We start from the raw sequence: 24,067 nt of genomic DNA, 5'->3' as shown, positions 1-24,067 counted from the left end.
GAGTGCTGGCTGGCGCTGCAGCGTCAGTTGGCGGCGCCTTCCAGCAGGTACTCCTCGTCCTCCGCCACGTTCGAATCCCGGCCGAGGGCCAGGCCCACCATGGTGAGCAGGCAGGCGGCGGTCAGGTAGATGGCCACCGGGAGCCAGCTGTTGAAGGCGCCCATCAGGAGGGTGAACATGAACGGTGCCAGCGCGCCGCCGATGATTCCGGCGAAGGTGTAGGCCAGGGAGCTGCCGGTGGACCGGAGCCGCGGGCTGAACTGCTCCACCACGAAGGCGGCCTGGGGGCCGTACATAAAGGAGTGGAACACCAGTCCCATCACCGTGCCGATGATCAGGACCGTGGGCGACTTGCCTTCCAGGACGAAGAAGAACACGAAGGCCCACACCGAGGCGCCAACGGCGGCGGCACCGTAGACGAGCCGGCGGTTGATGCGGTCCGAGATGGCTCCTGCCAGGGGCATCGTGAAGAGCTGGAGTGCCGAGCCGATCATCACTGCCACCAGGACCTGGCCGCGGTCGAACCCGAGTTTCTGGATGCCGTACGTGAGCGTGAAGACGGTGCACAGTGCGTACAGCACGTCCGGGCCGATGCGGCTCAGGATGGCTGCTGCCAGCGGGCGGCGCTGGGTGAGCAAAACTTCGCGGATGGGTGCGTTGGGCTTTTCGCCGCGGGCCTCAAGTGCGCGGAAGACGGGGGTGTCCTCAAGCTTCAGCCGGATCCACAGGCCGAACGCCACCAGGACGGCCGAGATGAGGAACGCGATCCGCCAGCCGTAGTCAAGGAATGCCTGCTCGGAAAGGACCAGGGTGAGGACGGCCAGGGCGCCGTTGGCCATCAGGTTGCCGGCGGGCGGGCCGATCTGCGCGGCGGAGGCCCAGAACCCGCGGCGGTTGGGGTCGCCGAACTCGCTGGAAAGCAGGACGGCGCTGCCCCACTCGCCGCCTACTCCCACGCCCTGGGCAAACCGCAGCAGGACCAGCACGGCCGGGGCGATGATGCCGATGTTGCCGTACGTCGGCAGCAGGCCGATCAGGAAGGTTGCGACGCCGATCAGCATCAGCGTGATGACCAGCACCTTCTTGCGGCCGATCTCGTCCCCAAGCCGGCCGAAGATGATGCCGCCCACTGGCCGGGAGATGTACCCCACGGCGTAGGTGGAGAAGGCGAGCAGGGTGCCGGTCAGCGGATCCTGGGCGGGGAAGAAGATGAGGGGAAAGACGATCGCGGCTGCTGCCGAGTAGACGGCAAAGTCGTAGAACTCAAGCGCGGTGCCGGTGAGGCTGGCGGCAAAGGCTTTGTACATGTCCTTGCGTCCGACAACCGTTGTCGGCTCGGCGGCAGGTACTGGCGTGATGGCCATTGGTGTCCTCCAGGGGATGCGGTGCGGTGTTGCGTACGGCTGAAATTGCCGGCGGTGGCCGACGACGCGTCCCGGTCATGGCGGCATGGCCTGGCGAAGACGCTGGGTTGGGCGGGCATCCGGCGCTGCGCAATTGCCGCCTGCCGGACGGTAACTTCTCGACTCAGGTTGTTGAACAATCTGGGGTTGTTGAACAATCTAGTGTGAAGTGGACCACTACGTCAAGGGGTAGGCACAAAAGAGGCATCCACCCGCTGCCGCAGCAGAAGTGGATGCCGAGCGCACCTGGTGAAGGGCGGCTACGGGTCAGCGCCCGAAGGGACGTGCCTCCAGCCGTTGTTTGGTCTGCAGGCCGCACTGGTGGATGGCCCGAAGGAACAGCGCTGCGAGCCGCGGAAGGACTACGGCATCCGCCTCGCGTGTCTGGATCCGGATCTCGCCCTCCAGGTCCGTTAACAGGGCGGACAGCCGCTCGGCACCTACGGCATGGCTGGACAGCTTGAGGCCCTGGACGGCGTCCAGCGACCCCTCGAGGTCGCCCGTGGTCAGGGCCAGCCGCAGCTGGTTGAAGCGCCGCGGCAGGCCCTCGATAAAATCGTCCGCAAACACCCTCCGGCAGCCTTCGTATTCGTCGAGCTCCTCGCGAAGCCCGTCAAGGAATGACGGCCCCACCACCGGCAGAGTGGCATCGCCCAGGGCGCCCGTTGCGCCCCTGCGGCCGGATTCCCCCGAAGGGGCGGTGCATTCGGTTCGCAGCTTCATCGTTGTCCATCCCCTGCCGGCAGCCTGCACCAGGACAGCTGCCCGGCGGCGCCGGTGCTGTGCTGGTTTTGTGCCACGGTAGGCCGGAGGGCTTGGAATTTGTTTGGCGGATCAGGTCTGGTTCCGGGCCCGGCCGCCTAGGGTTTTTCCAACGTTTAAACCCCGCAGACGAGCGCTATGGATCGCCTGACCCAAACAGGGATTGGAACCGTTCAGCCCTGGGAATGGGTCCGCACATCCGGGCTGACAGCTGCCTGGTGCCCCAGGCTGCGGGACACGGCCCTGGCGGCGGCACGGACCGCCGGGGCCAGCACGTTCGGGGGAGTGGAGCCGTCCGGAACCACGATGGACAAGGCGGCCACCACCGCGCCCTGTGCATCGAAAATCGGCGAGGCGACCGAGACGGTCCGGGACGGGACGGTGCGGCGGATCATGGCGATGCCGGTACGCCGCACATCCGACAGCGTCCTGCGGACCTGGCCTTCGGGCATGGCGGCCACGCCGGGCTCATTCTCCGGATCCTTCGCCAGGATGGTTTCCTGGAACTGCTGGTCCGCGCCGGCCAGCAGCACGAGTCCGACGGCGGTGGACCGCAGGGGTGCCCGGCCTCCCACCCGGTAGGCCACCTCGGTGGCGTCCTTGGCGGAGAGCCGCTCGATCAGCACGGCTTCCTCGTTGTCCCGCACGGCCAGCAGGACGTGGTGCCGGGTGACTTCGAACAGGTCCTCCAGGTATGGCAGGGCGATCTCGCGGACGCCGTGGCCGCGCGGGGACAGCGAGGCGACTTCCCACAGCCGGACGCCTACGACGTACCGCCCGTCGTCGAGCCTTTCCAGCGCGCCCCAGGCCACGAGCCGGGCAATCAGCCGCAGCGCCGTGGGGGCGGGCATGTCCGCGTACCGCGCCATCTCTGACAGGGTCAGCGCCCTGCGCCGGTCGGAGAAAACTGCCAGCAGGCTCAACGCGCGGTCGATGACCGGCTCACCCTGTTTGGGCCGCTTTCCACGGGCAGGAGGGGTGTCCGTTCCGGAGGGTTGGGTCATGGCAGAAGTTCCTAGCGCCGTTGATTGATGCACCCAAAGTCATGGGGTCCGCAGTGAGCTGCCCCACAATACTATTCCAGTCAATGAAAGTGAGCTGTGGGCCGAGGTAGTCCGGAAACGAAGCTGGAAGCGTCAGCCACCCCACGTTCAGGAGTCCGTCCCATGACTGCCCCCACCCGGCTTCGGGCCGAGCACCTGGCCGAAGCCATCGGCCTCACCACCACGCGGCCGCGCCTGAGCTGGACACCGCCGGCCGGGACCACAGCCCAGTCGGGCTACCGCATCCAGGCCACCAACGGGTGGGACACCGGCCGGGTGCCCTCCGGCCGGCACTTGCTGGTGCCGTACACGGGCCCTGCCCTGCAGTCGAGGAGCCGCTTCGAATGGCGTGTCCGCACGTGGAACATCCGTGACGACGGCACCGAAACGGACAGCGGCTGGTCCGCGCCGATGGCCGTGGAACTGGGACTCCTGCATCCTTCCGACTGGCAAGCCCGGTGGATCGGCCCGGAGGAGCGGGAAACCCCTCCGCCGGGACAGCGCCCCGGCTATGCCCTCTCCACCAGCTTCTCCCTGGCGGCCGCCCCGGACATGGCCCGCGCTTACGCCACCGCTCATGGCATCTACGAACTTTTCCTCAACGGGCAGCGCGTTGGCAACCAGGAGCTCACGCCGGGATCCACCAGCTACCACAGCACCCTCCAGGTCCAGACGCACGATGTCACCCCGCTGCTGCGCGCGGGCACCAACACCGTCACAGCGGTGCTCACCGATGGCTGGTACCGCGGCACGTTTGGTTACACGCGCGACGCCGACATGTACGGAACACAGACGGCATTCCTTGCCCAGCTGGAACTGGAGTCCGGGCCGGGGCGGAAGGTCATCGGCACCGACGCGTCCTGGCATGTCGCATCCACCGAAATCGTGGCCGCAGACCTGATGGCGGGCCAGCGCGTGGACTTCCGGGTTCCCGGCAACACGGGGACGGCCGGCGGCGCACCCACGGCGGGTGCCGCCGTCGTCCGCAACTGCTCGTACCGCAACCTGGCAGGACCAACCGCGCCGCCCACCCGCGTGGTCCGGGAGTTCGCACCGGTGTCCATCACGCGCCTGGCGGGCGGGAACCAGGTGGTGGATTTCGGCCAGAACATCCACGGCTGGGTGCGGCTCGGAAAGCTGGGGGACCCGGACGAGACAGTCACCCTGGCCTACGGTGAGGCGCTGGACAAAACCGGCGACGTCACCCGCGACCACCTCCGCCCGCACGACTTCCGTTCCCCCGGCGCCTTCCTTGACGCGGGGCAGGTGGACTCCGTCATCGCCTCGGGAACGCCCGGGGAAATGTTCGAGCCGCGGCACACCACGCACGGCTTCCGGTACGTCTCCGTCCAAGGGCTCCGGGCCGATCTGCTGCCGGGGGACATCACCGGCTGCCTGGTCCAGACCGACCTGGAGAGCATCGGCTCCTTCAGCTGCAGCGAAGACCGGCTGAACCGGCTCCATGACATCGTGGAATGGAGCTTCCGGGACAACTCCTGCGAGGTCCCCACCGACTGCCCGCAACGCGAAAAGGCCGGCTGGACCGGGGACTGGCAGCTCTTCGTCCCCACCGCCGCCTATCTGTTCGACGTCACAGGCTTTTCCCGCAAGTGGCTTCGGGACGTGCGGGCGGACCAATGGGACAACGGGATTATTGCCAACATTTCACCTTCGCCCGGGCCCGCCGCCACCTCCGCCGACTTCATGGCCTTCGTGAACGGGTCCGCCGGTTGGGGCGACGCTATCGTGATGGTCCCGTGGGAGCTGTACCTGGCCACGGGGGACGCTGACATCCTTGCGGAAAACTGGGACGCCATGAACCGCTGGCTCGGCTTTGTCCGTTCCACCGCCGACTCGCAGCGGCACGCCTCCCGCGCAGCCGCCGGTCCCGTAGCCGCGCCGCACGAGAAGTACTTGTGGGACACCGGCTTCCACTGGGGCGAATGGATGGAACCGGGCGGGCCGCCGCCCAACCTGTTCGCCGCCCGCGACGCCGACCACGGCATCGTGGCCACCGCCTTCTACCGGAACACCACCGCGCTGATGGCACGGATCGCCCACGTCCTGGACCTCCCCGCCGAAGCCCGGGACCTGGCCGCGCTCTCGGCCAGCATCCGGCAGGCATGGGAAACCGAATACCTCGATGCTGCCGGACGGGTTACCCAGGCCAGCCAGGCGAACTGCGTCCGCGCCCTGGCCTTCGACCTAATCAGCCCCGAATACCGGGCCGCCGTCACCGCGCAACTGGTGTCACTGATCCGGGACGCCGGCACCCACGTGGGCACCGGCTTCCTGGCCACGCCCTACCTGCTGCCCGTCCTCGCGGACAACGGCGAGCTTGACCTGGCGTACGAGCTTTTGATGCAGGACACGGAACCGTCCTGGCTGGCCATGGTGGACCGGGGCGCCACCACCATGTGGGAACTCTGGAACGGAGTGGATGCGGACGGCACCCCGCACCAGTCGCTCAACCATTACAGCAAGGGCGCCGTGGTGTCCTTCCTGCACCGCTACACCGCCGGGCTCCGGCAGGCGCCGGGCAGCGCGGGCTACAAACAGGTCATCATCGAGCCGCGCCCCGGGGCAGGACTGACGTCAGCCGGCACCTCCCACCAGGGCCCGGAGGGCCTGATTGAAGTGCAGTGGGCAACGGACGACGGCGGGCTGACGCTCACCGCCGTGGTCCCGTCCGGCACCAGCGCCGAGGTACGGCTGCCCGGCCGGCCCGCCGCCGTCGTGGGCCCCGGGACACACACCTTTCTTGCCGCCGCCGGTGGCGTCCGGAAACCCGAGCTTGTGAGGAGCACACTATGACAGTGGAAGAAGCAACCGACGTATTCGATCCTGCCCGCCAGAATGTCGCCCCGCCGGACACTTCCCGACTGGACACTTCCCCGCCGGACACTTCCCGCCCTGGCGGGGTGGATGTTCCGCCGTTCCCCGTCTTCGACGCCCCCGGAATTCCGGAACCGGCCTCGGACATTTCAACCGTGCACCGGGAACTCACCTATGCGCGCGCCATCGGGTTCCGGCCGCTGAAGATGGACGTCTGGCTGCCACGCCAGGCGTCCGGCCCGGTCCCGCTGGTGCTCTGGGTCCACGGCGGCGCGTTCCAGCTGGGGGACCGGCGCGAGCTGCCGCCCACGTTCGCGCCGGACTCGGTGTTCCGCCTCCTCAACAAGGCTGGCATCGCCTGTGCCACTGTGGACTACCGGCACTCACTTGAAGCACCTTTCCCTGCGCAGCTGCATGACCTCAAGGCCGCTGTCCGCTACCTCCGGGAATTCGCGGAGGTCCTGGGCGTGGACCCCGCCCGGTTCGGGGCCTGGGGCGAATCCGCCGGCGGCCACCTCGTGGCCATGCTGGGGCTGACCGGGAACCGCGGGGACCTTGACGGCGGGCTCGGCGCGCAGGGGCACCCAAGTGCCATAAGCGCCGTCGTCGATTTCTACGGCGTCTCCTCCCTCGTGGACATCCCGCCCATGGCCAGGCCGGACGGGCTGTTTCCGCCCGCGTTGACGGCCGCAGTGCCGGCCGGGATGTCACTGCAGCCCGAGTACATGCTGGTGGGCGGCTCGGACGATCCTGCGCTGCTCGCCGCCGCAAGCCCGGTCACGTACGCCAATGCCGGGGCACCGCCATTCCTTCTGGTCCATGGCGACCGCGACGGACTGGTGCCGCACGCCCAGACCGACCTCCTGGCGGCGGCGCTCGCCGCTGCCGGCGTGGAGCATGAAGTGGTCACCATCAAGGGCGGTGACCACTGCTTCTTCGGCGCGGAGGACCAGATGGACACCATCCTGGCCACCGCCGTTTCGTACCTTTCCCGGAAGCTGGGGCAGCCGTGATGTCCCCGCAAACAGAACATTCCGCTCCGGTTGCCGGCAGCGGCCTGGCACCCGACGCCGGTTTTGCCGAATACCTGGCCACCCCGGAAGGCCCCCAGTTCCTTAACCCGGACGCTGTCCGCTCCCCGGGGCCGGACGTTCCCATCCGTACCGTCTCCGCCGAAGGCCGGCACGGTCCGGTCAGTGTCCGGATCTACGGTGAGGCGACTTCCCCGGACAGTCCGGCCCTGGTGTGGCTGCACGGGGGAGGGTTCGTCAGCGGCGGGCTGGACATCCCCGAATCCGACTACCTCGCCCGGGTGCTGGCAGACGGCGGGACGCCGGTGCTCTCCGTTGACTACCGGCTGGCCCGGGACGGCGTCTCCTTCCCGGTTCCGCACGACGACGCCCTGACAGGGTGGTTCTGGGCACGGCAGAACGCAGGGTCCCTTGGCCTGGACCCGGAGCTTCTGTGCCTGGGCGGGGCGGGCGCCGGCGGAAACCTTGCGGTGGGTGCCGCCCTGTACTTGATTGACGCCGGAAAACCACTGCCGGCCAAGCTCCTGCTGGCGTACCCGTTCCTGCACGCGGAACTTTCGCCGCCGGCGAAGGGCCTGGACGAGGAAGTGATGGCGCGGCTGCCGCGGCACCTGCGGTTTACGCCCGAGGACTGCATCCGGCAGGCGGAAAACTACGTGGGCGGGCCGGTGAGCATGGCATCGTCCTATGCGATGCCCGGCTACGCGGACCCTGCCGGGCTTCCGCCCACGGCCCTGCTGGCGTGCGAGTACGACGACGCCCGCGGCTCGTCCGAGCTGTTCGCCTCGGCCCTGGAACGGGCCAAGGTTCCCCTGACGTACTTCCTGGCGGAAGGTGCGTTCCACGGTCACCTGAACCACACGGCCGGACTTCCCGAGGGTCAGCCGGCGTTGGATTTCCTGGCCAGGGAGCTGTCCTCGGCGCGTGCCCGGTGACTGCTTCCAGCGCCTGCCGGGGCCTGTCCAGACCCAGCCGAACTCTTTTCATTCAGTGAAACCGCCCGCGCCGGGCAGCAGCCATATGCCCGAAAGTTGAGTCAGGACGCAGCCCGCACGGCAGGCCCGCGGACAACAAAAACACGGACAGAACGGCGTAGTGCACATGGAGTCAACGATGACGGCAGGGCGGATCCTTCAAGGCATTGAGTTCGCATGCCCCGAGGGTTCGAGCCCGCTGCTGCTGGACCTCTACCTGCCAGCCAGCACATCCACCGGAGGCACTTTTCCCGCCGTCGTCCATTTCCACGGCGGCGGCTGGCGGACCGGCGGTCGCTCCTCGCTGGGACCAACCGTGGACAGCTTCGGACTCAGCCCCATCGAGCAGCTGGTGGACGCCGGCTTTGTGGTCGCGTCCGCCGACTACCGGTTGACCACGGTTGCCACCTTCCCGGCGCAGCTGCTGGACGCCAAGGCGGCAGTCCGGTGGCTGAGGGAGCACGCCGCCGAATACAACGTGGACCCGCGCCGCATCTACGCCTGGGGTGATTCGGCGGGAGGACACCTCGCCAGCCTGGTGGGCCTGACCGCGGGCGCCAGGAAATTCGGCGAACCCGGCAACGCCACTGACGAGAGAGTGGCCGCAGTGGCCGCCTGGTACCCGCCCACCGACCTGAACCGGATGGGCACACAGGCCCGGCCGGACGCCGTCGCGCGCGCCGACGATCCCGGCTCGCGGGAAGCCCTGCTGATCGGTGCGCAGCCCGCAGACGCTCCGGACAAGGCCGCCGCCGCCAGCCCCATCACCTACGTACACCCGGATGCGCCGCCCTTCCTCCTCGCCCACGGAACCAGCGACCGGTACGTCCCCGTGGCCCAGTCCGCCACCTTTGCCGCGGCGCTGGAAGCCGCGGGCGCCGCCGTCGAACTTCTCCTGATTGATGAGGCTGACCACATGTGGGCGCTCCCGGATGCCAACCAGGCCGCCGCGCAGCAAGCCACCACCGCCACCATCGATTTTTTCCGCCGCCAGGCGCAGAACCACTGAACAAGACCACCCAGCAGAACCACAGACTCCCCAACCCGGCACCACGAAGCGTGCCGGGCAGACCCGAAAGGCTTCACATGCAGTTCATCGGCATCAACCACCTTGGCGAACCCTGGGCAGCGGCCCTCGCAGGCACGCGCGTTGTCCCGCTCACCCCGGTTTCGGACTTTTGGGCGGACGCGGAGGGCTGGCAAGACAAGTCTGTCTCGCTGGTGTCTGCAGCGTCCGACGCCGGCACCTCGCTGGCGCGCGGCAGCGTCACCGAAGTACCGCTCGTCCCCGCTTCCGCGCGGGTCATCTGCGTGGGACTGAACTATAAAGCCCACGCCGCCGAGGGCAGCTACAAGGACCAGGAACTTCCGCCGTACCCCACCCTCTTCGGGCGCTGGACGGCATCCCTGTCAGTTGGCAACGTTCCCGTTCCCGTCCCGGCGGGCGAAGCGGGCCTGGACTGGGAAGGCGAAGTTGCCGCCTACATCGGCCGCCGGGTGGAATCTGCGGACGAGGCCACGGCCGCAGAGGCGGTCTTCGGCTATTCAACCTTTAACGACATCACCTCCCGCACCGCCCAAAAGCTCACCTCGCAGTGGACGCTGGGCAAAAACGGCGACTTCAGCGGCCCGCTCGGCCCGCTGGTAAGCCGCGATGAGGTGGGCGACCTCCGTGACGGGCTGCAGGTGCGCACCCGGGTCAACGGTGTGGAGGCCCAGAACGGCAACACCCGCGACATGATCTTCTCGGTACCGGCCATCATCTCGCTGATCAGCGGGACCTTCACGCTGCACCCGGGCGACGTCATCGCCACCGGCACCCCAGAAGGTGTCGGCTACGCCCGCACGCCCCAGTGGCTGCTCCAGCCGGGCGACACCGTCGAGGTGGAGATCGACAAGCTCGGCACCCTCACCACGCCCGTCGGTGATGTTTCACTCCGGAGCCGTGCCTGATGGCCACCTTCCAGGACGCGGCGGCAAGCGGGATCCCGGAGGAGGCGCAGGTCCTCATCTCCGGAGGCGGCCCCAGCGGGTTGTTCCTGGCCCTCGACCTGGCCGCCCGCGGTATCCCCAGCACCGTCATCGAGCCGCGAACAACGGTGGACCACACCCGGCCGAGGGCGAAAACCACCAACGCCCGCACCATGACCCACCTGCGAAGGCTCGGACTCGCGGACGCGCTCCGGGCAGCCTCGCCGCTCCCGGTGGACTACGCGCAGGACGTCATTTTCTGCACCGGCCTCACCGGTCCCGCGGCGCATGAGCTGCGCCGTTTCCGCAACGCGTTCCAGCTGGTCCCGGGCCGGTACGGCCCCCAGCCCGAATGCGGACAGCAGGTTCCGCAGCCGGTCCTGGAGGAGGTGCTGCGCGATGCGGCGGCACACAATCCGCTGGTGACCTTTGTGACGGGCTGGTCCGTGACGGAGGTTTCCGGGGAAGACGCGCCGTACGCCGTCGCCCTCGCCAGCCCTTCCGGCATCACCCGGACCATCACCGCGGACTACGTGATCGGGGCCGACGGCGGATCCTCCACCGTGCGGCGCAGCCTGGGCATCAGGCTGGAAGGCGGGTCCGCGGCGCTGTCCAACATCAGCATCCTCTTCCGTTCCAGCGGGCTCGCATCTGCCGTGGCACTGGACCCCGCCGTCCAGTACTGGGTGGTGGGCTCGGAGGCAGCAGGCATGGTGGGCCCCATGGACCTGCAGGACACCTGGTGGGCCATTGTGCAGGGGGTTGACCCGGACCGGGACGTGGACCAGGAGGAGGCCGCCGCCCTGGTGCGCTCCCTGGTGGGTTCGGACGTGGATGTTGATGTGCTTGCCACCGACCCCTGGACGGCCCGCATGCTGCTGGCCCCCGAATACAGCAGAGGCAGGATCTTCCTGGTTGGCGACGCCGCCCATCTCAACCCGCCCTGGGGCGGACATGGCTTCAACACGTGCATCGGTGACGCCGCCAACCTGGCCTGGAAGCTCGCCGCCACCATCACGGGATGGGCCGGTCCCGCGCTCCTGGCCAGCTACGGGGAGGAGCGCCGGCCGGTGGCCGCCCGCACCATCAGCGACGCCGCGGCCAACGGCAAGGCACTGGCCTACCATTTCGCCGACCCTGGTTTGGTCGCGGCAGGCCCGGCAGGCGAAGCCGCCCGGCAGGCGGCGGAGCAGGCACTCGCCGTGAAGCAAAGCGAGTTCGATTCCCTGGGCCTGGTGCTTGGGTACGCCTACGGTGATTCATCCGTGGTGGTGCCCGACGGTTCGCCAGTCCCCGTCGAAGACCCCATCCGCTATGTTCCCTCCGCGAGCCCAGGCGCACTGCTGCCGCACGCCTGGCTGGAAAACTCCACGTCTGTCTACAGCCGGCTGGACTCTGGCTTCACCCTGCTGGCCGACGCCGGTGTGCTGGGTGGAGTGCCCGCAGCCGAGGCGTTTGCGCCGGTGCTGGACGCCGCCGCCCGGCTGGGCATCCCCGTGGCCGTTGCCGCCGTCGGCCCTTTCGACGACGGAACACCGCCCTCCGAACTGTGGGGAGCGGACGCCGTGCTGGTCCGTCCGGACCAGCACGTGGCATGGCGAGGCAGCTCCGCCGGGGCTGCGGCCGCAGCACTGTCCACCGCCGTGGGCCGGGCAGCAACCCGGCAGCTCAGATCTCAGCAGCCGGAATCCCAGGAGCCGGCATCCCAGCCGCCGGTTTTCGAAAGCCCGGCATCCCACGACGATTTCAGGAGCACCCGTGTCGACGCTGTCATTCCGTGACTTCCTTTTTGCCCCGGACCACCCCCGGGTGGCGGAAATCCGGGGCCTGAATGCCCGCGAATATGCGGAAGCGGCCACCACCGATTCCTTCGCCGGGCCCATGATTGAAGGCTGGAAAAAGCTCTATCCGCAGCCCTTTAGCGGCATCACCAGCGACGGAGTCCGCCGTGAAGGCCTGTTTCCGCTGGCCGCCGCACGTCCCGGCGAAGAAGCGCCGACCGCGGACATGGTGGCGGCAGCCGGCAAGCTGCTCGGAGCGGTCACGCCCGAGCAGAAGCTGAAGCTATGCTACGCCGTCGACGCTCCGGAATGGCAGAGCTGGGCCAACCCCGAGTTCATGCAGCACGATACCGGGCTGCGGCTGGATGAGCTGGACCCGCCGGTCCGCGACGCAGCCCTGGCGCTGGTGGAGGCAAGCCTGAGCGCCGAGGGCTACGAACTGGTGCGCAACCTGATGCGGATCAACGGATTCCTGGGTGACCTGGTGGAGTTGCCGCTGCTGATGAACGAGTTCAGCTACAACGTGGCCCTGTACGGCGAGCCGTCCGAGACCGAGCCGTGGGGCTGGCAGATTTTCGGCCATCACGCCGCGCTGAACTGCCTGGTGGCCGGGACGCAGCTGGTGATCTCACCTGTGTTCATGGGCGCCGAGCCGGACATGATCGACGACGGCCCCTACAAGGGGGTCAAGGTGTTCAAGGAACGGATCGCCTTGGCCCGCGCTCTGATGGCTGCGCTGCCGGACGGCCTCCGGGCGGAGGCAACCGTGTACCAGGAGATGGTGGATCCCGCCATGCCCGAGGGGCGCATCCATCCCGGCGACGAACGCCACCTGGGCGGCTGCTTCCAGGACAACCGGGTGATCCCGTACGAGGGCATCCCGGTGACCGGCATGCCGGCGGACGCCCGTGCGCTGCTGGATGCCGTGGTGGACGACTTCATCGCCTACCTCCCGGATGGTCCGAGGGCTGCCCGACGGCGGGAGATCCAGGAGCACTATGGCGAGACCTTCTTCAGCTGGATCGGCGGCTGGAAAGGTGAGGAGGCGTTCTACTTCCGCATCCAAAGCCCGGTGGTGGTCCTGGAACTCGACCACCACACAGGCGTGTTCCTCAGCAACGACGAGCCCGCCCCGTTCCACATGCACACCGTGGTCCGCACGCCCAACGGCAACGACTATGGCCGCGAACTGGTGAAGCAAGCCCGCTAACACAGCAAGAAGGCCCGGACTTTCAAAAGTCCGGGCCTTCTTTGTGTGCTGCTTGATGGTGTTGCGGCGGAACGCTAGGGGATGTCCAGCGCGGCACGGCGCTGCGGCGGAGGACCCACCACGGTCAGGTCCATCTCGGCCTGGGCCCGGCCGAAGCCTTCCATGTCCATGTAGGGCTCTCCGCCCTCGGTGTACATGTAGTCCTCGGTGGGCTTGTTGAAGTACTCAAAGAAGCCGTTGAAGACCGACGGCGTCAGGAAGCCCAGCATCTGCGTGTTGTGGGAGTCCAGGGCGAAGGAGTGGATGGTGCCGGCCGGTGCGTGTACAAAGTCGCCCTTGGTCAGCAGCACCTCCCGGCCGTTGGCGTACAGCCACATCCGGCCCTCGGTGCAGATGAAGTTCTCCGTGTGCTCCGAGTGGAAGTGCAGCGGGATGTAGGGAGTCTTGGCGCCCTTGGTGTGTACCGCAAAGTAGTTGGAGCCGGTGTTGGCGGGCCGGGACAGGTAGGTGAACATGGTCTGGTAGCTGACCAGGCGCTCGCCTTCCCCGGCACTGAGGAAGTAGGGGCTCTGCGTGGGCGGCAGGCCGGCGTCGTGCTTGAACGAAGGGGCCACGCGCTCCACGTCGGGGAAGGTGATGCCGAACTCGGCACCCACCTCGGCCTGCTCCTGCAGGCTTGCCGAGTGGCCGGCGCGCACCGGCGGGACATGGGAGTTGATGGGGCTGCCCACCCGCTCGTAGTACGCCTCCGCGCCGCCGGGGGTCATCCAGTTCAGGAAGCGGGTGTAGTGGCTGGCCATCCGGTAGGCGTGCGGGGTGTTCGGCGGGATAACGACCGAGTCGCCCGGGGTGAGGATCCGGCTTTCGCCGGGCAGCCAGACGTGCAGGATGCCGTCAAAAACGTAGAGGGTCTTGTGCTCCACCTTGTGGCTCACGAAGGGGGATTCCGCGCCCATGCCGCCCGAGATGTAGGCGGCGCTGAAGATGCCGCCGGTGTCCGCCGCGCGGGCGATTACCGTCACCAGCTGGCCATTGATTTCGTAGCGTGCACCCTCGCCGGACGCCATGTAGTAGGGGACCGCTTCGCCGGGCAGCACGTTGGCTGCCGGGAGCTGGGTGTTCATTTCCTCAACGCTGAGGGACATGGTTTCCTTCTTTCCAGTCGGCCGGCCTTTGCCGGAGCGTGACCTACATCATGGCTGGCAGCAGCTCCGGCCACGACCGGAAATTCCAATGGATGAAAACCAAAACCCCAGGCAGCTGTGATTCCGGCGGAAGCGGAGTGGCCCGCTTCCGCCCTGCAGCTGCTCCCCAGCTGCTCCCCGTCAGGACTCGCACTCCCGGCAGTACTTGTTGCCGTCCTTTTCCCTCGCCAACTGGCTGCGGTGGTGAACCAGGAAACAGGACATACAGGTGAATTCGTCGGCCTGGACCGGGACCACCTGGATCTGGAGTTCCTCGTTCGAAAGGTCGGCTCCGGGTAGCTCAAAGCTGTCCGCGAGGTCCGTCTCGTCAACGTCGGGGGTTGCCTCCCGGCGCCCCGGCTTCTCGGTCTTGAGCTCCTCCAGGGCGACATTGGGTTCTTCCTCCGGTGTCACCCGCGGAGCGTCGTAGTCAACTGCCATTGATGCGTTCTCCTGTCCGGCTTCTGGTGCCCAGATTATTCTGGACAGAGCGAAAACCCGGGGCGGTCCCCAGATATTCCCGGCGCTGCCAAGATACTGAATTACGGTTGCAGACGCCATAGCGCGGGGACGGCGGCAGCCACGGCTCCCACGAAGCCGATGGGTTCCTGCTGGTTGTGCTTGCCGGATCGACCTGCCGGCTCACTTTATGGTCCGGCCTCGGTGTGGGACTTTCCTGGGTTGATGGGCGGGTTGTCCCGGAGCGCCAAAGCGGCCTGGACCAGCGCGGCGTGGGTGAGGGCCTGCGGGTAGTTGCCCAGGAGCGCGCCCGATGCAGGGTCCAGCTCTTCGCTGAAGAGCCCCAGCGGGGAAGCCAGGTCCAGCAGGGAGCGGAATGCTGCCTCCGCCTCGGCGCTCCTGCCGGTCATGGCCAACGCCTGCACCAGCCAGAAGGAACACGGGAGGAAGGCGCCTTCGCCGCCGGCCAGCCCGTCCTTCCCCGGCGGGTACCGGTACAGCAGGGGGCCGCCGGCGGCCAATTCCGTCCTGACGGCATCCACGGTGGCCCGGACCCTGGCCGATTCCGGTTCGTCGAGTCCAATCAGCGGAAGAACCAGCAGGGCGGCGTCCAGGTCCTGAGAACCGTAGGTCCGGGTGTATGTGTTCCGGGCCGGATCCACGCCTTTGCTGCGGATCTCAGCCGCAAGCGCATCCCGCGCCAGCTGCCAGCGACGGCGGTGGCCGCTGCTGAGGCGGTGCGTGGTTCCGATGCGCAGCGCCCTGTCCAGTGCAAGCCAGGCCATCAGTTTGGAATGGACATGGTGGGCGGCGTCAGCGCGAATCTCCCAGATGCCGGCGTCGGGCTCCGCCCATTGCGACGCCACAAGGTCGGCAAACCCGCGCATGGCCCGCCACGTTTCCGAATAGAGCGGGTGGCCGCCGTCCACCAGGACGGATGCCGCGTCCAGCACCCAGCCGTAACCGTCCAGCTGGTGTTGCCCGGCCGCGCCGTTGCCGGTCCGCACCGGCCTGCTCCCCGTGTAGCCAGGCCAGCCCTGAAGCACCCGTTCCCGGGGAACATGCCCGCCGGCCAGCGTCAGCAGTGCGGGGAGCCGGGGACGCTGGAGCCGGCTGGCATGCAGCAGCCAGCCGAGGAAGGCGAGGGCTTCGTCGGTTTTGCCTGCCCGCAAAAAGGCGCCGACGCCGATGCTTGCGTCCCGCGGCCAGGCGTACCGGTAGTCCCAGTTCCGTATTCCGCCGGGGTCCTCCGGCAAGGATGTTGTGGGGGCGGCGACCGGAGCGCCCGAGGGGGAGTAGGTGAGCAGCCGGAGGGTGAGCAGGCTCCGCAGCACGTGCGCGCGGAACGGCATGTCCGCGTCCACCGCCACCGACCATGCCTCCCACCGCTGTTCGTCCCGGCGGAGCAGGTCCCAGGCTGCCGATGGGTCCAGATGGATGAGCGGTTCCCCGTTCGCCAGTGCGAGGACCAGCGTGACCGGCCGGCCGGGATGCACGGTCAAGGTCTGCTGCGTGCCGCATTCCAGCGGAAACTCCGTACTGCAGCCCAGCGAGAGCGCCAGCGGTCCCCACTCGCAGACGATGTCCCGGCCGCGTTTGCTCACCCGTGGCCGGCGGTGGTTTTCGCCCAGGCGCGGATTGAAACAGACGGCGGCGGTCACCGGGGCACCCTCAGCACTGAGCCGCCTGACAAGGAACGTCGCCGGGAGAAGGGCACCCGATACTTCCGCCACCATCGCCTCCGTCAGGGTCAGCCTTCCCCTGCCGGACTGCCAAACGGTTTCCAGGGTGGCGGTGTTGCCCCGGTACCGGCGCGTTGCCAGTCCAGCCGGTCCGGCGGGACCTGCCAAAAACCAGCCGGCGTCCTCTCCTCCGAGCAGGGCACCGAAGATGGGCTCGCCGTCGAAAGCCGGAGCACACATCCAGTCCACCGACCCCCGGGTGGACACCAGGGCCGCCGTCCGGGTGTCGCCCACTAACCCGTAGTCCGCGATGGGCGCCGGCTGCCAGGGGTGGGCAGGACGGGGAGGTGGGTGAGCCGGAAGTGGTGGTGCCGTGGCCTTCCTGCCGGGCATGGCCTGTTGCCACGGCGCCGGCCCGCGTTTCATAGCGCCCTCAACAGGAGTCCGAGCATGGCACCGTAGACCAGATGGGCCACGACGGCGACTGCCGGCGTCTGGATGCCGTAGTTCAGTCCCAGCAGCCCGGGGGGCTCCAGCACGGCTGCAGTTTCGGGACCCGCCCTGGTGGACGCCATTCGCGGATGGACGCCCGGCAGCAGGGGCAGGATGACGGTCAGCGCCACCGCCACGTGCAGGAGCCCCAGCAGTGCGCCGATCCACCAGGTTGCCCGGCCCAGCAGGGCGAACGTTGCGGCGTACCCGAGGGCGAACACCTGGCCCACCACGAGGTGGATGAAGAAGCCCACCACCCGTGCCCGGTCCGGATCCGGCGTCACCATGGTGCCTAGCACCAGTGGAAGGTCAAGCCGCGTGAGCCCCGCCATCTGAGCGGCGATCAGGACAACTGTCAGTGCCGCCGTTGCGAGCAGTCCGAAGAGGGCCCACCCTTGCCAGTCCATCTCATGCCGCCCCGCTCCGGGCTTGCCTTCCGGAAGCCCGGGCCGGTGCATCGGCGCCGGTGTAGAGAGGCATTGTGGGAGAAAGCATGGCTCCTCGCTCTAAAAAGGAATACCTTGAATTTAGAGCCGGTGCAGGGGCCTGTCAAGACGCTGTGGGCAGGGCGTGAGGAGCCGCGTCGGACGGCAAGGTGGCGGCTGAACGGACGCGGCCGTAGTCGAGAAGGATTGCTCGAGATGCGAGATGCGAGATGCGAGATGCGAGATGCGAAAGGCGAGACGCGAGACCCGGCGCCTGCGGGAGAAGGTCGCCTTACGGGCGATTGGTCAGCCGGGAACACTCTTCCCAGAGCCGCCGGCGGGCCTGCGGGTCCGAGCCCATTCCCGGCGTCGGCAGTTCCTTGCGCCGGGCCCACAGCTTGCCGGTAACTCCAGCAGTTTCGCTTGAGGTGGCCAGCCATAGAGGGGTGTCGGCAGCCTTGCCGGCCGGGCTGCCGAACGTGTTGGTGACCCACCGGAACGGCCCGCCCACGTCCCGCAGCAGTGCAGTGTTCTTGACCAGGCCCGGATGTGCAGCGTTTGCCACAACGCCGGATCCCTTCAGCCGCTCCGCGAACTCCTGCGTCAGGAGGACGCGGGCGAGCATGGTGGGTGGAGTGGAGCGGAGGTAGCTGTACTTGCCCTTGGTGGTCTGCAGGTCGTCAAAGGTGAGTCGCGTATTCCCGTACCTCGAAGCGATGTTCACAATCCGTGCAGACCCGTTCGTGGCGGCGCCTCTCTTCAGGGCGTCGAGCAAAAGGCTGGTCAGCAGGAAGTAGGACACCACGTTGGTGGCGAAGGTAAGTTCAAGCCCGTCGGCGGTCTCGTGGCGTTCCTTGCGGAACACCCCCGCCGCGTTGACCAGGACATCGAGCCGGTCATGCCGGGACAGGAACGTGTCCGCGGCGGAACGGATCGAGGATTGCAAGGAAAGGTCACAGGCGAGCGGCTCAAGCGTCGCTGCCGGAACCCGGCTGCGGATTTCCCCCATCGCTTCGTCCGCCCGCGCCGCGGTGCGGCCCACCACCACGACCGTGGCGCCTTCCCGGGCCAGGCCGGCGGCCACTGCCTTTGCCAGGCCGCCCGTCGCCCCGGTTACCAGCGCAACGCGTCCATCCATCGAACCCACGGCCATCGCCTCCCGACGCTTCCCATCCCGTCAATATCCCAGCACGAATCACCGGTCCTGGCCATAGCCCAAGGGTTGCCCGGGCAGGCATGTGAAACCGCACCAAGTAGGTATACTAGTCTACCTACTCTTAGGAGCTGTATGTCCCACCACGTTTCCATCCCGCCCAGGCGTCCGGCCCGCGAGTTGCTCCTCGACGCCGCTGCCCGGCTGTTCTACGCCCGGGGCGTCGCCGCCACCGGTATCGACACGATTACCGCGGAAGCGGGAGTGGCAAAGAAGAGCCTGTACAACAACTTCTCGTCCAAAGCCGACCTGGTGGCGGCCTACCTGGAAGCCCGGCATGAGGAATGGCTCAGCCTGTACCGGGGGAGGCTGCAGGCGGCGAGGGGTCCCCGGGAAGGCGTACTTGCCATCTTCGACGCCTATGTGGACCACGCCAACGCTGCCTACAGCCACGGTTTCCGGGGCTGCGGCCTCCTCAATGCCGCAGCGGAACTGCCGGCGGGTGACCCCGGCAGGCTTGCCGTCCGGCAGCATAAGGAAGAAGTGGAAAGCCTCCTGGGGGAGCATGTGGCCGGGCTGCTGCCGGGGGAGGAAGAACGGGCCGCGGACCTGGCCCGGCACCTGTCCTTCCTGCTGGAGGGTGCCATGGCCAGGGCGGGCCTGGAGGGCCGGGATGACCGGCTCCAGGACGCCCGAGCCATCGCCGTCCGGATGCTGGAGGACCTGTGACAGCAGATCGCAGCCAGCCGAACACCCCGCTCTGGGGCGCCCTCTTTGTGGTGGCGGCGTCAATACTCTGGGGAACCACGGGAACGGCGGCCACGTTTGCCCCGTCCGTGAGCCCGCTTGCCATCGGAGCCGTAGCGATGGGCATCGGCGGGTTGCTGCAGGCGGTGTACGCGGCCAGGCACATCATGGACCAGCGGCGCGGCCTGCTGGAGCGATCGCGCCTGGTATCCCTGGCGGCAGCAGCCGTTGCCGTCTACCCCCTTGCCTTCTACAGCTCGATGCATTTTTCCGGGGTGGCCATCGGAACCGTGGTCTCAATCGGCTCGGCCCCCGTTGCCGCGGCGCTGATCGAGCGGTTCGCGGACCGTAAGCCGCTCACCCGGCGGTGGGTCATCGGTGCGGCGCTCGGAGTGGCCGGCGCGGGGCTGCTGTCCTTTGCCGGCCATGGTCCGGACGCTTCCGGGGCTGCCGGCCCGTGGGCCTCGACCGTGGGCATCCTGCTGGGGCTGGTGGCCGGCGGCACGTACGCCCTCTATTCCTGGGCAGCACACCGGTTGATCGGCGGCGGGATCACGTCCAGGGCCGCCATGGGCGCGGTTTTCGGCATTGGCGGGCTGCTGCTGATGCCGGTGCTCGCTGTGACGGGCAGGCCGCTGCTGGAGTCGTGGACCAACTTCTCGGTGGGCGCCTACATGGCGCTGGTTCCGATGTTCGCAGGGTACGTCCTGTTCGGCTGGGGGCTGGCCCGCATCCGGGCAAGCACTGCCACCGGCATCTCCCTGCTGGAAACGGTGGTGGCCGCGGTCCTCGCCGTGCTGGTGGTGGGGGAACGGCTCCCGGCACTTGGCTGGCTTGGCGCCGCCGTCGTACTGGGAAGCCTGTTCATCCTGACGCCGGTCACCCGCCGTGCCACGGGGCGCACGCCGGGCGGCAGCGGGCACGGGTCAACCGGTGGGCTGTTCCCGGCGCCGCTGCCAGTGCGGGAAGAACCGGGCCAGGACCAGGCAGGCGCCCAGCCCCAGCAGCAAAATACCCAGGACGACGGCGGCAGGCCCCTCGCTGCCGATTCCCGCCATCAGGAGTACCAGCCCTATCAGGCAAACGGCTGAGCCAGTGAAAAGGCCTGCCGGAAAGCGGCGGGCCGGGTAACCGGAGAGCAGCTCCATGGCCAGGTGGGGATCGTCGGCAATCAGGCCCAGCTCCAGCTCCTTGAGCAGCCTCCGCTCCTCTTCGGACATTGGCATGGCATGCCCCTGCATTTCACGAGATGCGGATATCGGTATTGACCGTAGGAGCCTTATCCCGCCCAGTCAAGACCTCGCGTTGACTCATGAGAAAGGTCCGCGTAGCGGGATACGTTGCCTCATTGGAGAAGGTCCGGGAAGAGGCGAGGCGGACCTCCTTGAGGGATGGGACTGACGATGAGCCAGCGCAAGGCCGTCACGGTGATCAAGGCCCGGGCGTATGCCCGCGGGAACCGGCTGGAGAAGGTGCGGATTCTGGATGAACTGGTGGAGCTGACGGGCTGGAACCGGGATTATGCGCGGCGGGCTTTGCGTCAGGCTCTGGAGCTGCGCCCGGTCCGTACCCGTGCGCCGCGGCCACCGGTTTATGGTCCACGGGTGATCGAGGCGCTAGTGGTCTGCTGGGCGGTGTTGCGGGGCCCGGCCGGCAAGAGGCTGGCGCCGATGCTGCCGGTGCTCGTGCCCTTGCTGCGCCGGGACGCGGAGCTGGACCTGACGGACGCGGAGGCGGTACTGCTGATGCGGATGAGCGCGGCAACGATCGACCTGAAACTGGCTCCCGAGCGGGCGAAACTGGTGCTGCGGGGCCGGTCGCATACCAAACCCGGATCGCTGCTGAAATCCCAGATCCCGGTAAGGACCTGGGCGGACTGGGACGACGCGGTGCCCGGGTTCGTTGAGATCGACCTGGTCGGACATGAAGGCGGCGTGGCGTCCGGACAGTTCTGCTTCACCCTGACCGTTACTGATATCGCGACCGGATGGACGGTGAACCGATCGGTTCCGAACAAGGCCCAGAAATGGGTGTTCGCAGCCCTGCAGTACGCCCTGGGCAGGTTCCCGTTCCCGATCCTTGGGATCGACTCGGACAACGGGTCCGAGTTCATCAACGACTACCTGCTGGAGTACTGCCATGCCCGGCAGATCACCTTCACCAGGTCCCGGCCGGGGAACAAGAACGATGGGGCCCATGTGGAACAGAAGAACTGGGCGCGTGTCCGTGAGCTGGTGGGCTACTACCGTTACGACACCGCCGCGGAACTGGAAAAACTCAACGCCATCTGGGAACTTGATGCGCTCTTCACGAACTACCTGCTGCCCCAGCAGAAGCTGCTTTCGAAGGAACGCCATGGGGCCAAGATGGTGAAGAAACATGATGCCGCACTCACCCCTCACCAACGCGCCGCCGGACATCCGAATGTCCGGAAGCAACCCGTCATCAGCATGAATGCGCAGTTCAAACGCCTCAAACCGGCGGCAATGTCCCGGCAGATCCTGGCCCTGACCGGACAGCTTGAAGCTCTCAGCCAGGCCAAAGCTGCTCCCCGCGACTACAAGATCAACACCTGGTTCAACTCGTACCCGAAGCGGACCTTTTCCAGTGAGGCAACGAAGTAGTCTTCCCGGACCTATTGACGTGAGGCAACAGGGACCTGCCGGCGCCGGGCTTGACGCCCCTCTCCACCCAGCCCGTCTCTTCGAACCGGCTGGTCTTTATGGACGGCACGGCCAATGCGGGTTAGAGGCTGATCCTGGCGGGACTCCCCGCCCTGGCGTTCTGGCCGGGTTGCCACGTGGACCTGCGGCGGGTCCGGCGACGGGGCCAGCCCACCGCAGCTACCGCCGTCGCAGTTCCGCGAACTCGATGGACGGGACGATGGCGCCAGCGTCGCGCTCCACGAAGTTGGTGCCCGGCGGCACCAGGTCATCGATGGCGTCCAGGACGGATTCACCGAGCCGGACATCCGCCGCGCGCAGGTATGCCTGCAGGTGCTCCTCGTTGCGCGGGCCGATGATCACGCTGCTGATGGCCGGGTGGGCCAGGGCAAAGCCAACCGCCAGGTCCACGAGCGAGAGCTCCAGCTTGTCGGCCAGCCGGGCCAGTGAGTCCGCGGCCAGGAGTTTGCGCTCACTGGACGGTCCGGAGATGTCATACCGTCCGGGGAGCGAATGTACCCGGGTGGGCGCCTGGCCGGACTCGAGCACAAAGTTGCCGGACAGCCAGCCGCCTGCCAGCGGCCCGTAGGCCAGGACGCCCAGGCCATACTGCTGGGCGATGGGCAGCACGTCGCGCTCGTTGCCGCGCACCAGCATGGAGTACGGCACCTGGTTGCCCAGCGGCGGAATGAGGTGGTTGGTGGTGGCCAGCCACTGCGCCTCCACGAGCTGCGCCGGGGTGAACACGGACGTGCCGTAGTAGAGGATCTTGCCCTGCCGGATCAGGTCGTTGAGGGTGGTGATGGTTTCCAGGACATCGGTGTTGTAGTCCGGCCGGTGGGCCTGGTAGAGGTCGATGCGGTCGGTCTGCAGCCGGCGGAGGCTTCCCTCCACGGCCTGGGTGATCCAGCGGCGCGAGTTTCCGGAATGGGCGGGGTTGGCGCTCATTTGTCCGTGGAACTTGGTGGCGAGGAAGACGTCGTCGCGGCGGCCGCGCAGTGCCCTGCCCACCACCTGCTCGGACTGGCCCTGTGAGTAGACGTCCGCGGTGTCGATGGCGGTGATCCCGGCGTCGAGCGCCGCGTGGATGATGCGGATGCTCTCCTCGGCGCCGGTGGGCGCGCCGGACGGTCCGCCCGTTCCTTCGCCGAAATTCATGGTGCCCAAAGTGAGCGGACTGATGGGGGTCCCCGACCGCCCGAACACCCGCAGTTCGCTGAGGCTCATCCCCGGTCTCCTCCCGATGCCTTGCGTTGCATGCCCTTGATCGTCACGAGGCTACACAGATCCGCCGGAGGCCTGAAGATTCCTGCCTTAGTCCTTCTCTTTTCGACGCACGGAGTAACCATGAAGTGCGGCGATGACGTTTTATGGCGCGCGCCGAGCCCGTCCCCAGGCTTATATTGGGGAATGGCCACCCCAAGTTCTGACGAGCAGTTCGCTAAGCTGCACGACCTGATAATCGGCAGCACCAACGTGAACGGCTTCCTCGGCGAGCTGTCCACGGTGGCGGCGTCATCTGTGTCCGAATCCGCCGGTTCGGTCATCGAATGCGGCGTCACGCTCCGGCGGCGCAAGCGCAGCACCACGGTTGCGGGCAACAGCGACCGCGCACGCGAGCTGGACGAGCTGGAACAGGCGCTGGGCCAGGGGCCTTGCCTGACCGCACTGGAGATAATGAAGCCCGTTGTCCTGGCAGACGTGGACACGGAACCGCGCTGGCCGCAGTACCGGAAAGTCCTCGCCGAACACGGCTGCCGCAGTGCCCTGGGAGTTCCCCTGGAACTGGACCAGCACCAGTCGGCCGCGCTGAACTTCTTTGCTTCCGAACCCGGGGTCTTCTCCGATGCCGTCATCTCCACGGCACAAGGCTTTGCGGACCTCGCCGGCCGTGCACTGCGGCTGGCCCTGAAGATTGCCGATGCGCAGAACCTTGCCGATGACCTGACGGCAGCCATGGAACACCGCACCACCATCGACCTCGCCTGTGGCGTGATCATGGCCCAGAACCGCTGCTCCCAGGAAGAGGCGATGGCGCTCCTCACCAAGGCGTCCAGCCACCGCAACCAGAAGCTCCGGGAACTGGCGGCGGACATCCTGGTGCGGGTGAATGGTGGAGCGGTCACCACGCACTTCGAGCCCTGAACCGCGCACTGCGGGCCTTGAACCACACACTTGGAGCCCTCAACGGGAGGGCATGGAGGAAGTCCGGCTGGAACCGGCGTTGCGGATAGCAGCTCCGGTTCCAGCCG

At 67.7% G+C, this 24,067-nt stretch carries 20 protein-coding genes and 1 pseudogene; 11 read left to right on the top strand and 10 right to left on the bottom strand.

Features of this window, described 5'->3' with window-relative positions:
• Positions 1-23: 23 nt before the first annotated feature.
• The 3 genes from P2Q66_RS09655 to P2Q66_RS09645 all read right to left on the bottom strand — a co-directional run bounded on the left by P2Q66_RS09655 (position 24) and on the right by P2Q66_RS09645 (position 3,169).
• Entirely contained in the window at positions 24-1,364 is a 1,341-nt protein-coding gene (locus P2Q66_RS09655; protein WP_115524033.1) for an MFS transporter, read from the bottom strand.
• 306 nt (positions 1,365-1,670) lie between these two features.
• On the bottom strand, positions 1,671-2,126 hold the full coding sequence (locus P2Q66_RS09650) for an Hpt domain-containing protein (RefSeq protein ID WP_254865530.1): 456 nt from the start codon (positions 2,124-2,126) through the stop codon (positions 1,671-1,673).
• A 212-nt stretch (positions 2,127-2,338) separates the two neighbouring features.
• A complete protein-coding gene (locus P2Q66_RS09645) occupies positions 2,339-3,169 on the bottom strand; it encodes an IclR family transcriptional regulator (RefSeq protein WP_275727564.1) in 831 nt (276 codons plus the stop codon).
• A 162-nt stretch (positions 3,170-3,331) separates the two neighbouring features.
• Between P2Q66_RS09645 and P2Q66_RS09640 the strand changes: the two genes are divergently transcribed.
• The 7 genes from P2Q66_RS09640 (at position 3,332) to P2Q66_RS09610 (ending at position 13,010) form a co-directional block, all read left to right on the top strand.
• Positions 3,332-6,022 carry an alpha-L-rhamnosidase gene (locus tag P2Q66_RS09640; RefSeq protein ID WP_275727561.1) on the top strand — a complete coding sequence of 897 codons (2,691 nt, stop codon included), beginning with the start codon at positions 3,332-3,334 and terminating at the stop codon, positions 6,020-6,022.
• Entirely contained in the window at positions 6,019-7,056 is a 1,038-nt protein-coding gene (locus P2Q66_RS09635) for an alpha/beta hydrolase (RefSeq protein ID WP_275727558.1), read from the top strand. Before P2Q66_RS09640 ends, P2Q66_RS09635 begins: the two co-directional genes overlap by 4 nt.
• A complete protein-coding gene (locus P2Q66_RS09630; RefSeq protein WP_275727556.1) occupies positions 7,056-8,009 on the top strand; it encodes an alpha/beta hydrolase in 954 nt (317 codons plus the stop codon). The genes P2Q66_RS09635 and P2Q66_RS09630 overlap by 1 nt, the downstream gene beginning before the upstream one ends.
• A gap of 178 nt (positions 8,010-8,187) precedes the next feature.
• A complete protein-coding gene (locus P2Q66_RS09625; protein WP_275727555.1) occupies positions 8,188-9,057 on the top strand; it encodes an alpha/beta hydrolase in 870 nt (289 codons plus the stop codon).
• Positions 9,058-9,134: 77 nt separating this feature from the next.
• A complete protein-coding gene (locus P2Q66_RS09620) occupies positions 9,135-10,001 on the top strand; it encodes a fumarylacetoacetate hydrolase family protein (RefSeq protein WP_275727552.1) in 867 nt (288 codons plus the stop codon).
• A complete protein-coding gene (locus P2Q66_RS09615) occupies positions 10,001-11,800 on the top strand; it encodes an FAD-dependent monooxygenase (protein WP_275727549.1) in 1,800 nt (599 codons plus the stop codon). Before P2Q66_RS09620 ends, P2Q66_RS09615 begins: the two co-directional genes overlap by 1 nt.
• Positions 11,778-13,010 (top strand): DUF3500 domain-containing protein, encoded by a 1,233-nt coding sequence (locus P2Q66_RS09610; RefSeq protein ID WP_275727547.1) that lies wholly within the window; start codon positions 11,778-11,780, stop codon positions 13,008-13,010. The genes P2Q66_RS09615 and P2Q66_RS09610 overlap by 23 nt, the downstream gene beginning before the upstream one ends.
• Before the next feature lie 74 nt (positions 13,011-13,084).
• Here the strand turns inward: P2Q66_RS09610 and P2Q66_RS09605 are convergent, their stop codons facing one another.
• From P2Q66_RS09605 to P2Q66_RS09585, 5 genes are all read right to left on the bottom strand, one after another.
• Positions 13,085-14,155, bottom strand: a complete 1,071-nt coding sequence (locus P2Q66_RS09605; RefSeq protein ID WP_275727544.1) for a quercetin 2,3-dioxygenase — start codon at positions 14,153-14,155, stop codon at positions 13,085-13,087.
• Between the two features lie 180 nt (positions 14,156-14,335).
• The gene (locus tag P2Q66_RS09600; RefSeq protein ID WP_079596747.1) at positions 14,336-14,635 is read right to left on the bottom strand and encodes a DUF4193 domain-containing protein; all 300 of its coding nucleotides are present in this window, start codon (positions 14,633-14,635) and stop codon (positions 14,336-14,338) included.
• A gap of 206 nt (positions 14,636-14,841) precedes the next feature.
• The gene (locus P2Q66_RS09595; protein WP_275727542.1) at positions 14,842-16,728 is read right to left on the bottom strand and encodes a glycoside hydrolase family 15 protein; all 1,887 of its coding nucleotides are present in this window, start codon (positions 16,726-16,728) and stop codon (positions 14,842-14,844) included.
• A gap of 29 nt (positions 16,729-16,757) precedes the next feature.
• Complete coding sequence (locus P2Q66_RS09590; RefSeq protein WP_275727540.1) at positions 16,758-17,234, bottom strand: hypothetical protein; 477 nt, start codon at positions 17,232-17,234, stop codon at positions 16,758-16,760.
• 310 nt (positions 17,235-17,544) lie between these two features.
• Positions 17,545-18,405 carry an SDR family NAD(P)-dependent oxidoreductase gene (locus P2Q66_RS09585; RefSeq protein ID WP_275727539.1) on the bottom strand — a complete coding sequence of 287 codons (861 nt, stop codon included), beginning with the start codon at positions 18,403-18,405 and terminating at the stop codon, positions 17,545-17,547.
• Positions 18,406-18,540: 135 nt separating this feature from the next.
• Between P2Q66_RS09585 and P2Q66_RS09580 the strand changes: the two genes are divergently transcribed.
• Together P2Q66_RS09580 and P2Q66_RS09575 are read left to right on the top strand one after the other, a co-directional pair.
• On the top strand, positions 18,541-19,134 hold the full coding sequence (locus tag P2Q66_RS09580) for a TetR/AcrR family transcriptional regulator (RefSeq protein WP_275727538.1): 594 nt from the start codon (positions 18,541-18,543) through the stop codon (positions 19,132-19,134).
• A complete protein-coding gene (locus P2Q66_RS09575) occupies positions 19,131-20,243 on the top strand; it encodes a DMT family transporter (protein WP_275727537.1) in 1,113 nt (370 codons plus the stop codon). The genes P2Q66_RS09580 and P2Q66_RS09575 overlap by 4 nt, the downstream gene beginning before the upstream one ends.
• Here P2Q66_RS09575 and P2Q66_RS09570 read toward each other — a convergent pair.
• A pseudogene (locus P2Q66_RS09570) lies at positions 20,199-20,372 on the bottom strand (DUF3040 domain-containing protein); the annotation flags it as partial. The gene P2Q66_RS09575 and the pseudogene P2Q66_RS09570 sit on opposite strands and share 45 nt — an antisense overlap.
• Positions 20,373-20,555: 183 nt before the next feature.
• Between P2Q66_RS09570 and P2Q66_RS09565 the strand changes: the two are divergent.
• On the top strand, positions 20,556-21,776 hold the full coding sequence (locus P2Q66_RS09565; RefSeq protein WP_275727533.1) for a DDE-type integrase/transposase/recombinase: 1,221 nt from the start codon (positions 20,556-20,558) through the stop codon (positions 21,774-21,776).
• Positions 21,777-21,995: 219 nt separating this feature from the next.
• Here P2Q66_RS09565 and P2Q66_RS09560 read toward each other — a convergent pair whose 3' ends face one another.
• Complete coding sequence (locus tag P2Q66_RS09560; RefSeq protein ID WP_275727532.1) at positions 21,996-23,042, bottom strand: aldo/keto reductase; 1,047 nt, start codon at positions 23,040-23,042, stop codon at positions 21,996-21,998.
• A gap of 183 nt (positions 23,043-23,225) precedes the next feature.
• On the opposite strand from P2Q66_RS09560, the gene P2Q66_RS09555 reads away from it, so the two are divergent.
• Positions 23,226-23,960: a GAF and ANTAR domain-containing protein gene (locus tag P2Q66_RS09555; protein WP_079596740.1), complete on the top strand. Its 735-nt coding sequence runs from the start codon at positions 23,226-23,228 to the stop codon at positions 23,958-23,960.
• Positions 23,961-24,067 lie beyond the last annotated feature (107 nt).

The organism is Arthrobacter sp. Cr_A7, from assembly GCF_029222765.1.
Lineage (GTDB): Bacteria > Actinomycetota > Actinomycetes > Actinomycetales > Micrococcaceae > Arthrobacter.
The sequence above is the reverse complement of the archived record's forward strand: the minus strand, read 5'-3'. Positions and strand labels throughout refer to the sequence as shown.

Bases quoted from the DNA above. Each gene is read 5' to 3' on its own strand.
- P2Q66_RS09615 (WP_275727549.1), top strand. From the start codon at position 10,001: ATGGCCACCTTCCAGGACGCGGCGGCAAGCGGGATCCCGGAGGAGGCG.
- P2Q66_RS09640 (WP_275727561.1), top strand. From the start codon at position 3,332: ATGACTGCCCCCACCCGGCTTCGGGCCGAGCACCTGGCCGAAGCCATC.
- P2Q66_RS09645 (WP_275727564.1), bottom strand. From the start codon at position 3,169: ATGACCCAACCCTCCGGAACGGACACCCCTCCTGCCCGTGGAAAGCGG.
- P2Q66_RS09605 (WP_275727544.1), bottom strand. From the start codon at position 14,155: ATGTCCCTCAGCGTTGAGGAAATGAACACCCAGCTCCCGGCAGCCAAC.
- P2Q66_RS09655 (WP_115524033.1), bottom strand. From the start codon at position 1,364: ATGGCCATCACGCCAGTACCTGCCGCCGAGCCGACAACGGTTGTCGGA.
- P2Q66_RS09620 (WP_275727552.1), top strand. From the start codon at position 9,135: ATGCAGTTCATCGGCATCAACCACCTTGGCGAACCCTGGGCAGCGGCC.
- P2Q66_RS09595 (WP_275727542.1), bottom strand. From the start codon at position 16,728: ATGCCCGGCAGGAAGGCCACGGCACCACCACTTCCGGCTCACCCACCT.
- P2Q66_RS09555 (WP_079596740.1), top strand. From the start codon at position 23,226: ATGGCCACCCCAAGTTCTGACGAGCAGTTCGCTAAGCTGCACGACCTG.
- P2Q66_RS09565 (WP_275727533.1), top strand. From the start codon at position 20,556: ATGAGCCAGCGCAAGGCCGTCACGGTGATCAAGGCCCGGGCGTATGCC.
- P2Q66_RS09635 (WP_275727558.1), top strand. From the start codon at position 6,019: ATGACAGTGGAAGAAGCAACCGACGTATTCGATCCTGCCCGCCAGAAT.
- P2Q66_RS09650 (WP_254865530.1), bottom strand. From the start codon at position 2,126: ATGAAGCTGCGAACCGAATGCACCGCCCCTTCGGGGGAATCCGGCCGC.
- P2Q66_RS09580 (WP_275727538.1), top strand. From the start codon at position 18,541: ATGTCCCACCACGTTTCCATCCCGCCCAGGCGTCCGGCCCGCGAGTTG.
- P2Q66_RS09625 (WP_275727555.1), top strand. From the start codon at position 8,188: ATGACGGCAGGGCGGATCCTTCAAGGCATTGAGTTCGCATGCCCCGAG.
- P2Q66_RS09590 (WP_275727540.1), bottom strand. From the start codon at position 17,234: ATGGACTGGCAAGGGTGGGCCCTCTTCGGACTGCTCGCAACGGCGGCA.
- P2Q66_RS09560 (WP_275727532.1), bottom strand. From the start codon at position 23,042: ATGAGCCTCAGCGAACTGCGGGTGTTCGGGCGGTCGGGGACCCCCATC.
- P2Q66_RS09585 (WP_275727539.1), bottom strand. From the start codon at position 18,405: ATGGCCGTGGGTTCGATGGATGGACGCGTTGCGCTGGTAACCGGGGCG.
- P2Q66_RS09600 (WP_079596747.1), bottom strand. From the start codon at position 14,635: ATGGCAGTTGACTACGACGCTCCGCGGGTGACACCGGAGGAAGAACCC.
- P2Q66_RS09630 (WP_275727556.1), top strand. From the start codon at position 7,056: ATGTCCCCGCAAACAGAACATTCCGCTCCGGTTGCCGGCAGCGGCCTG.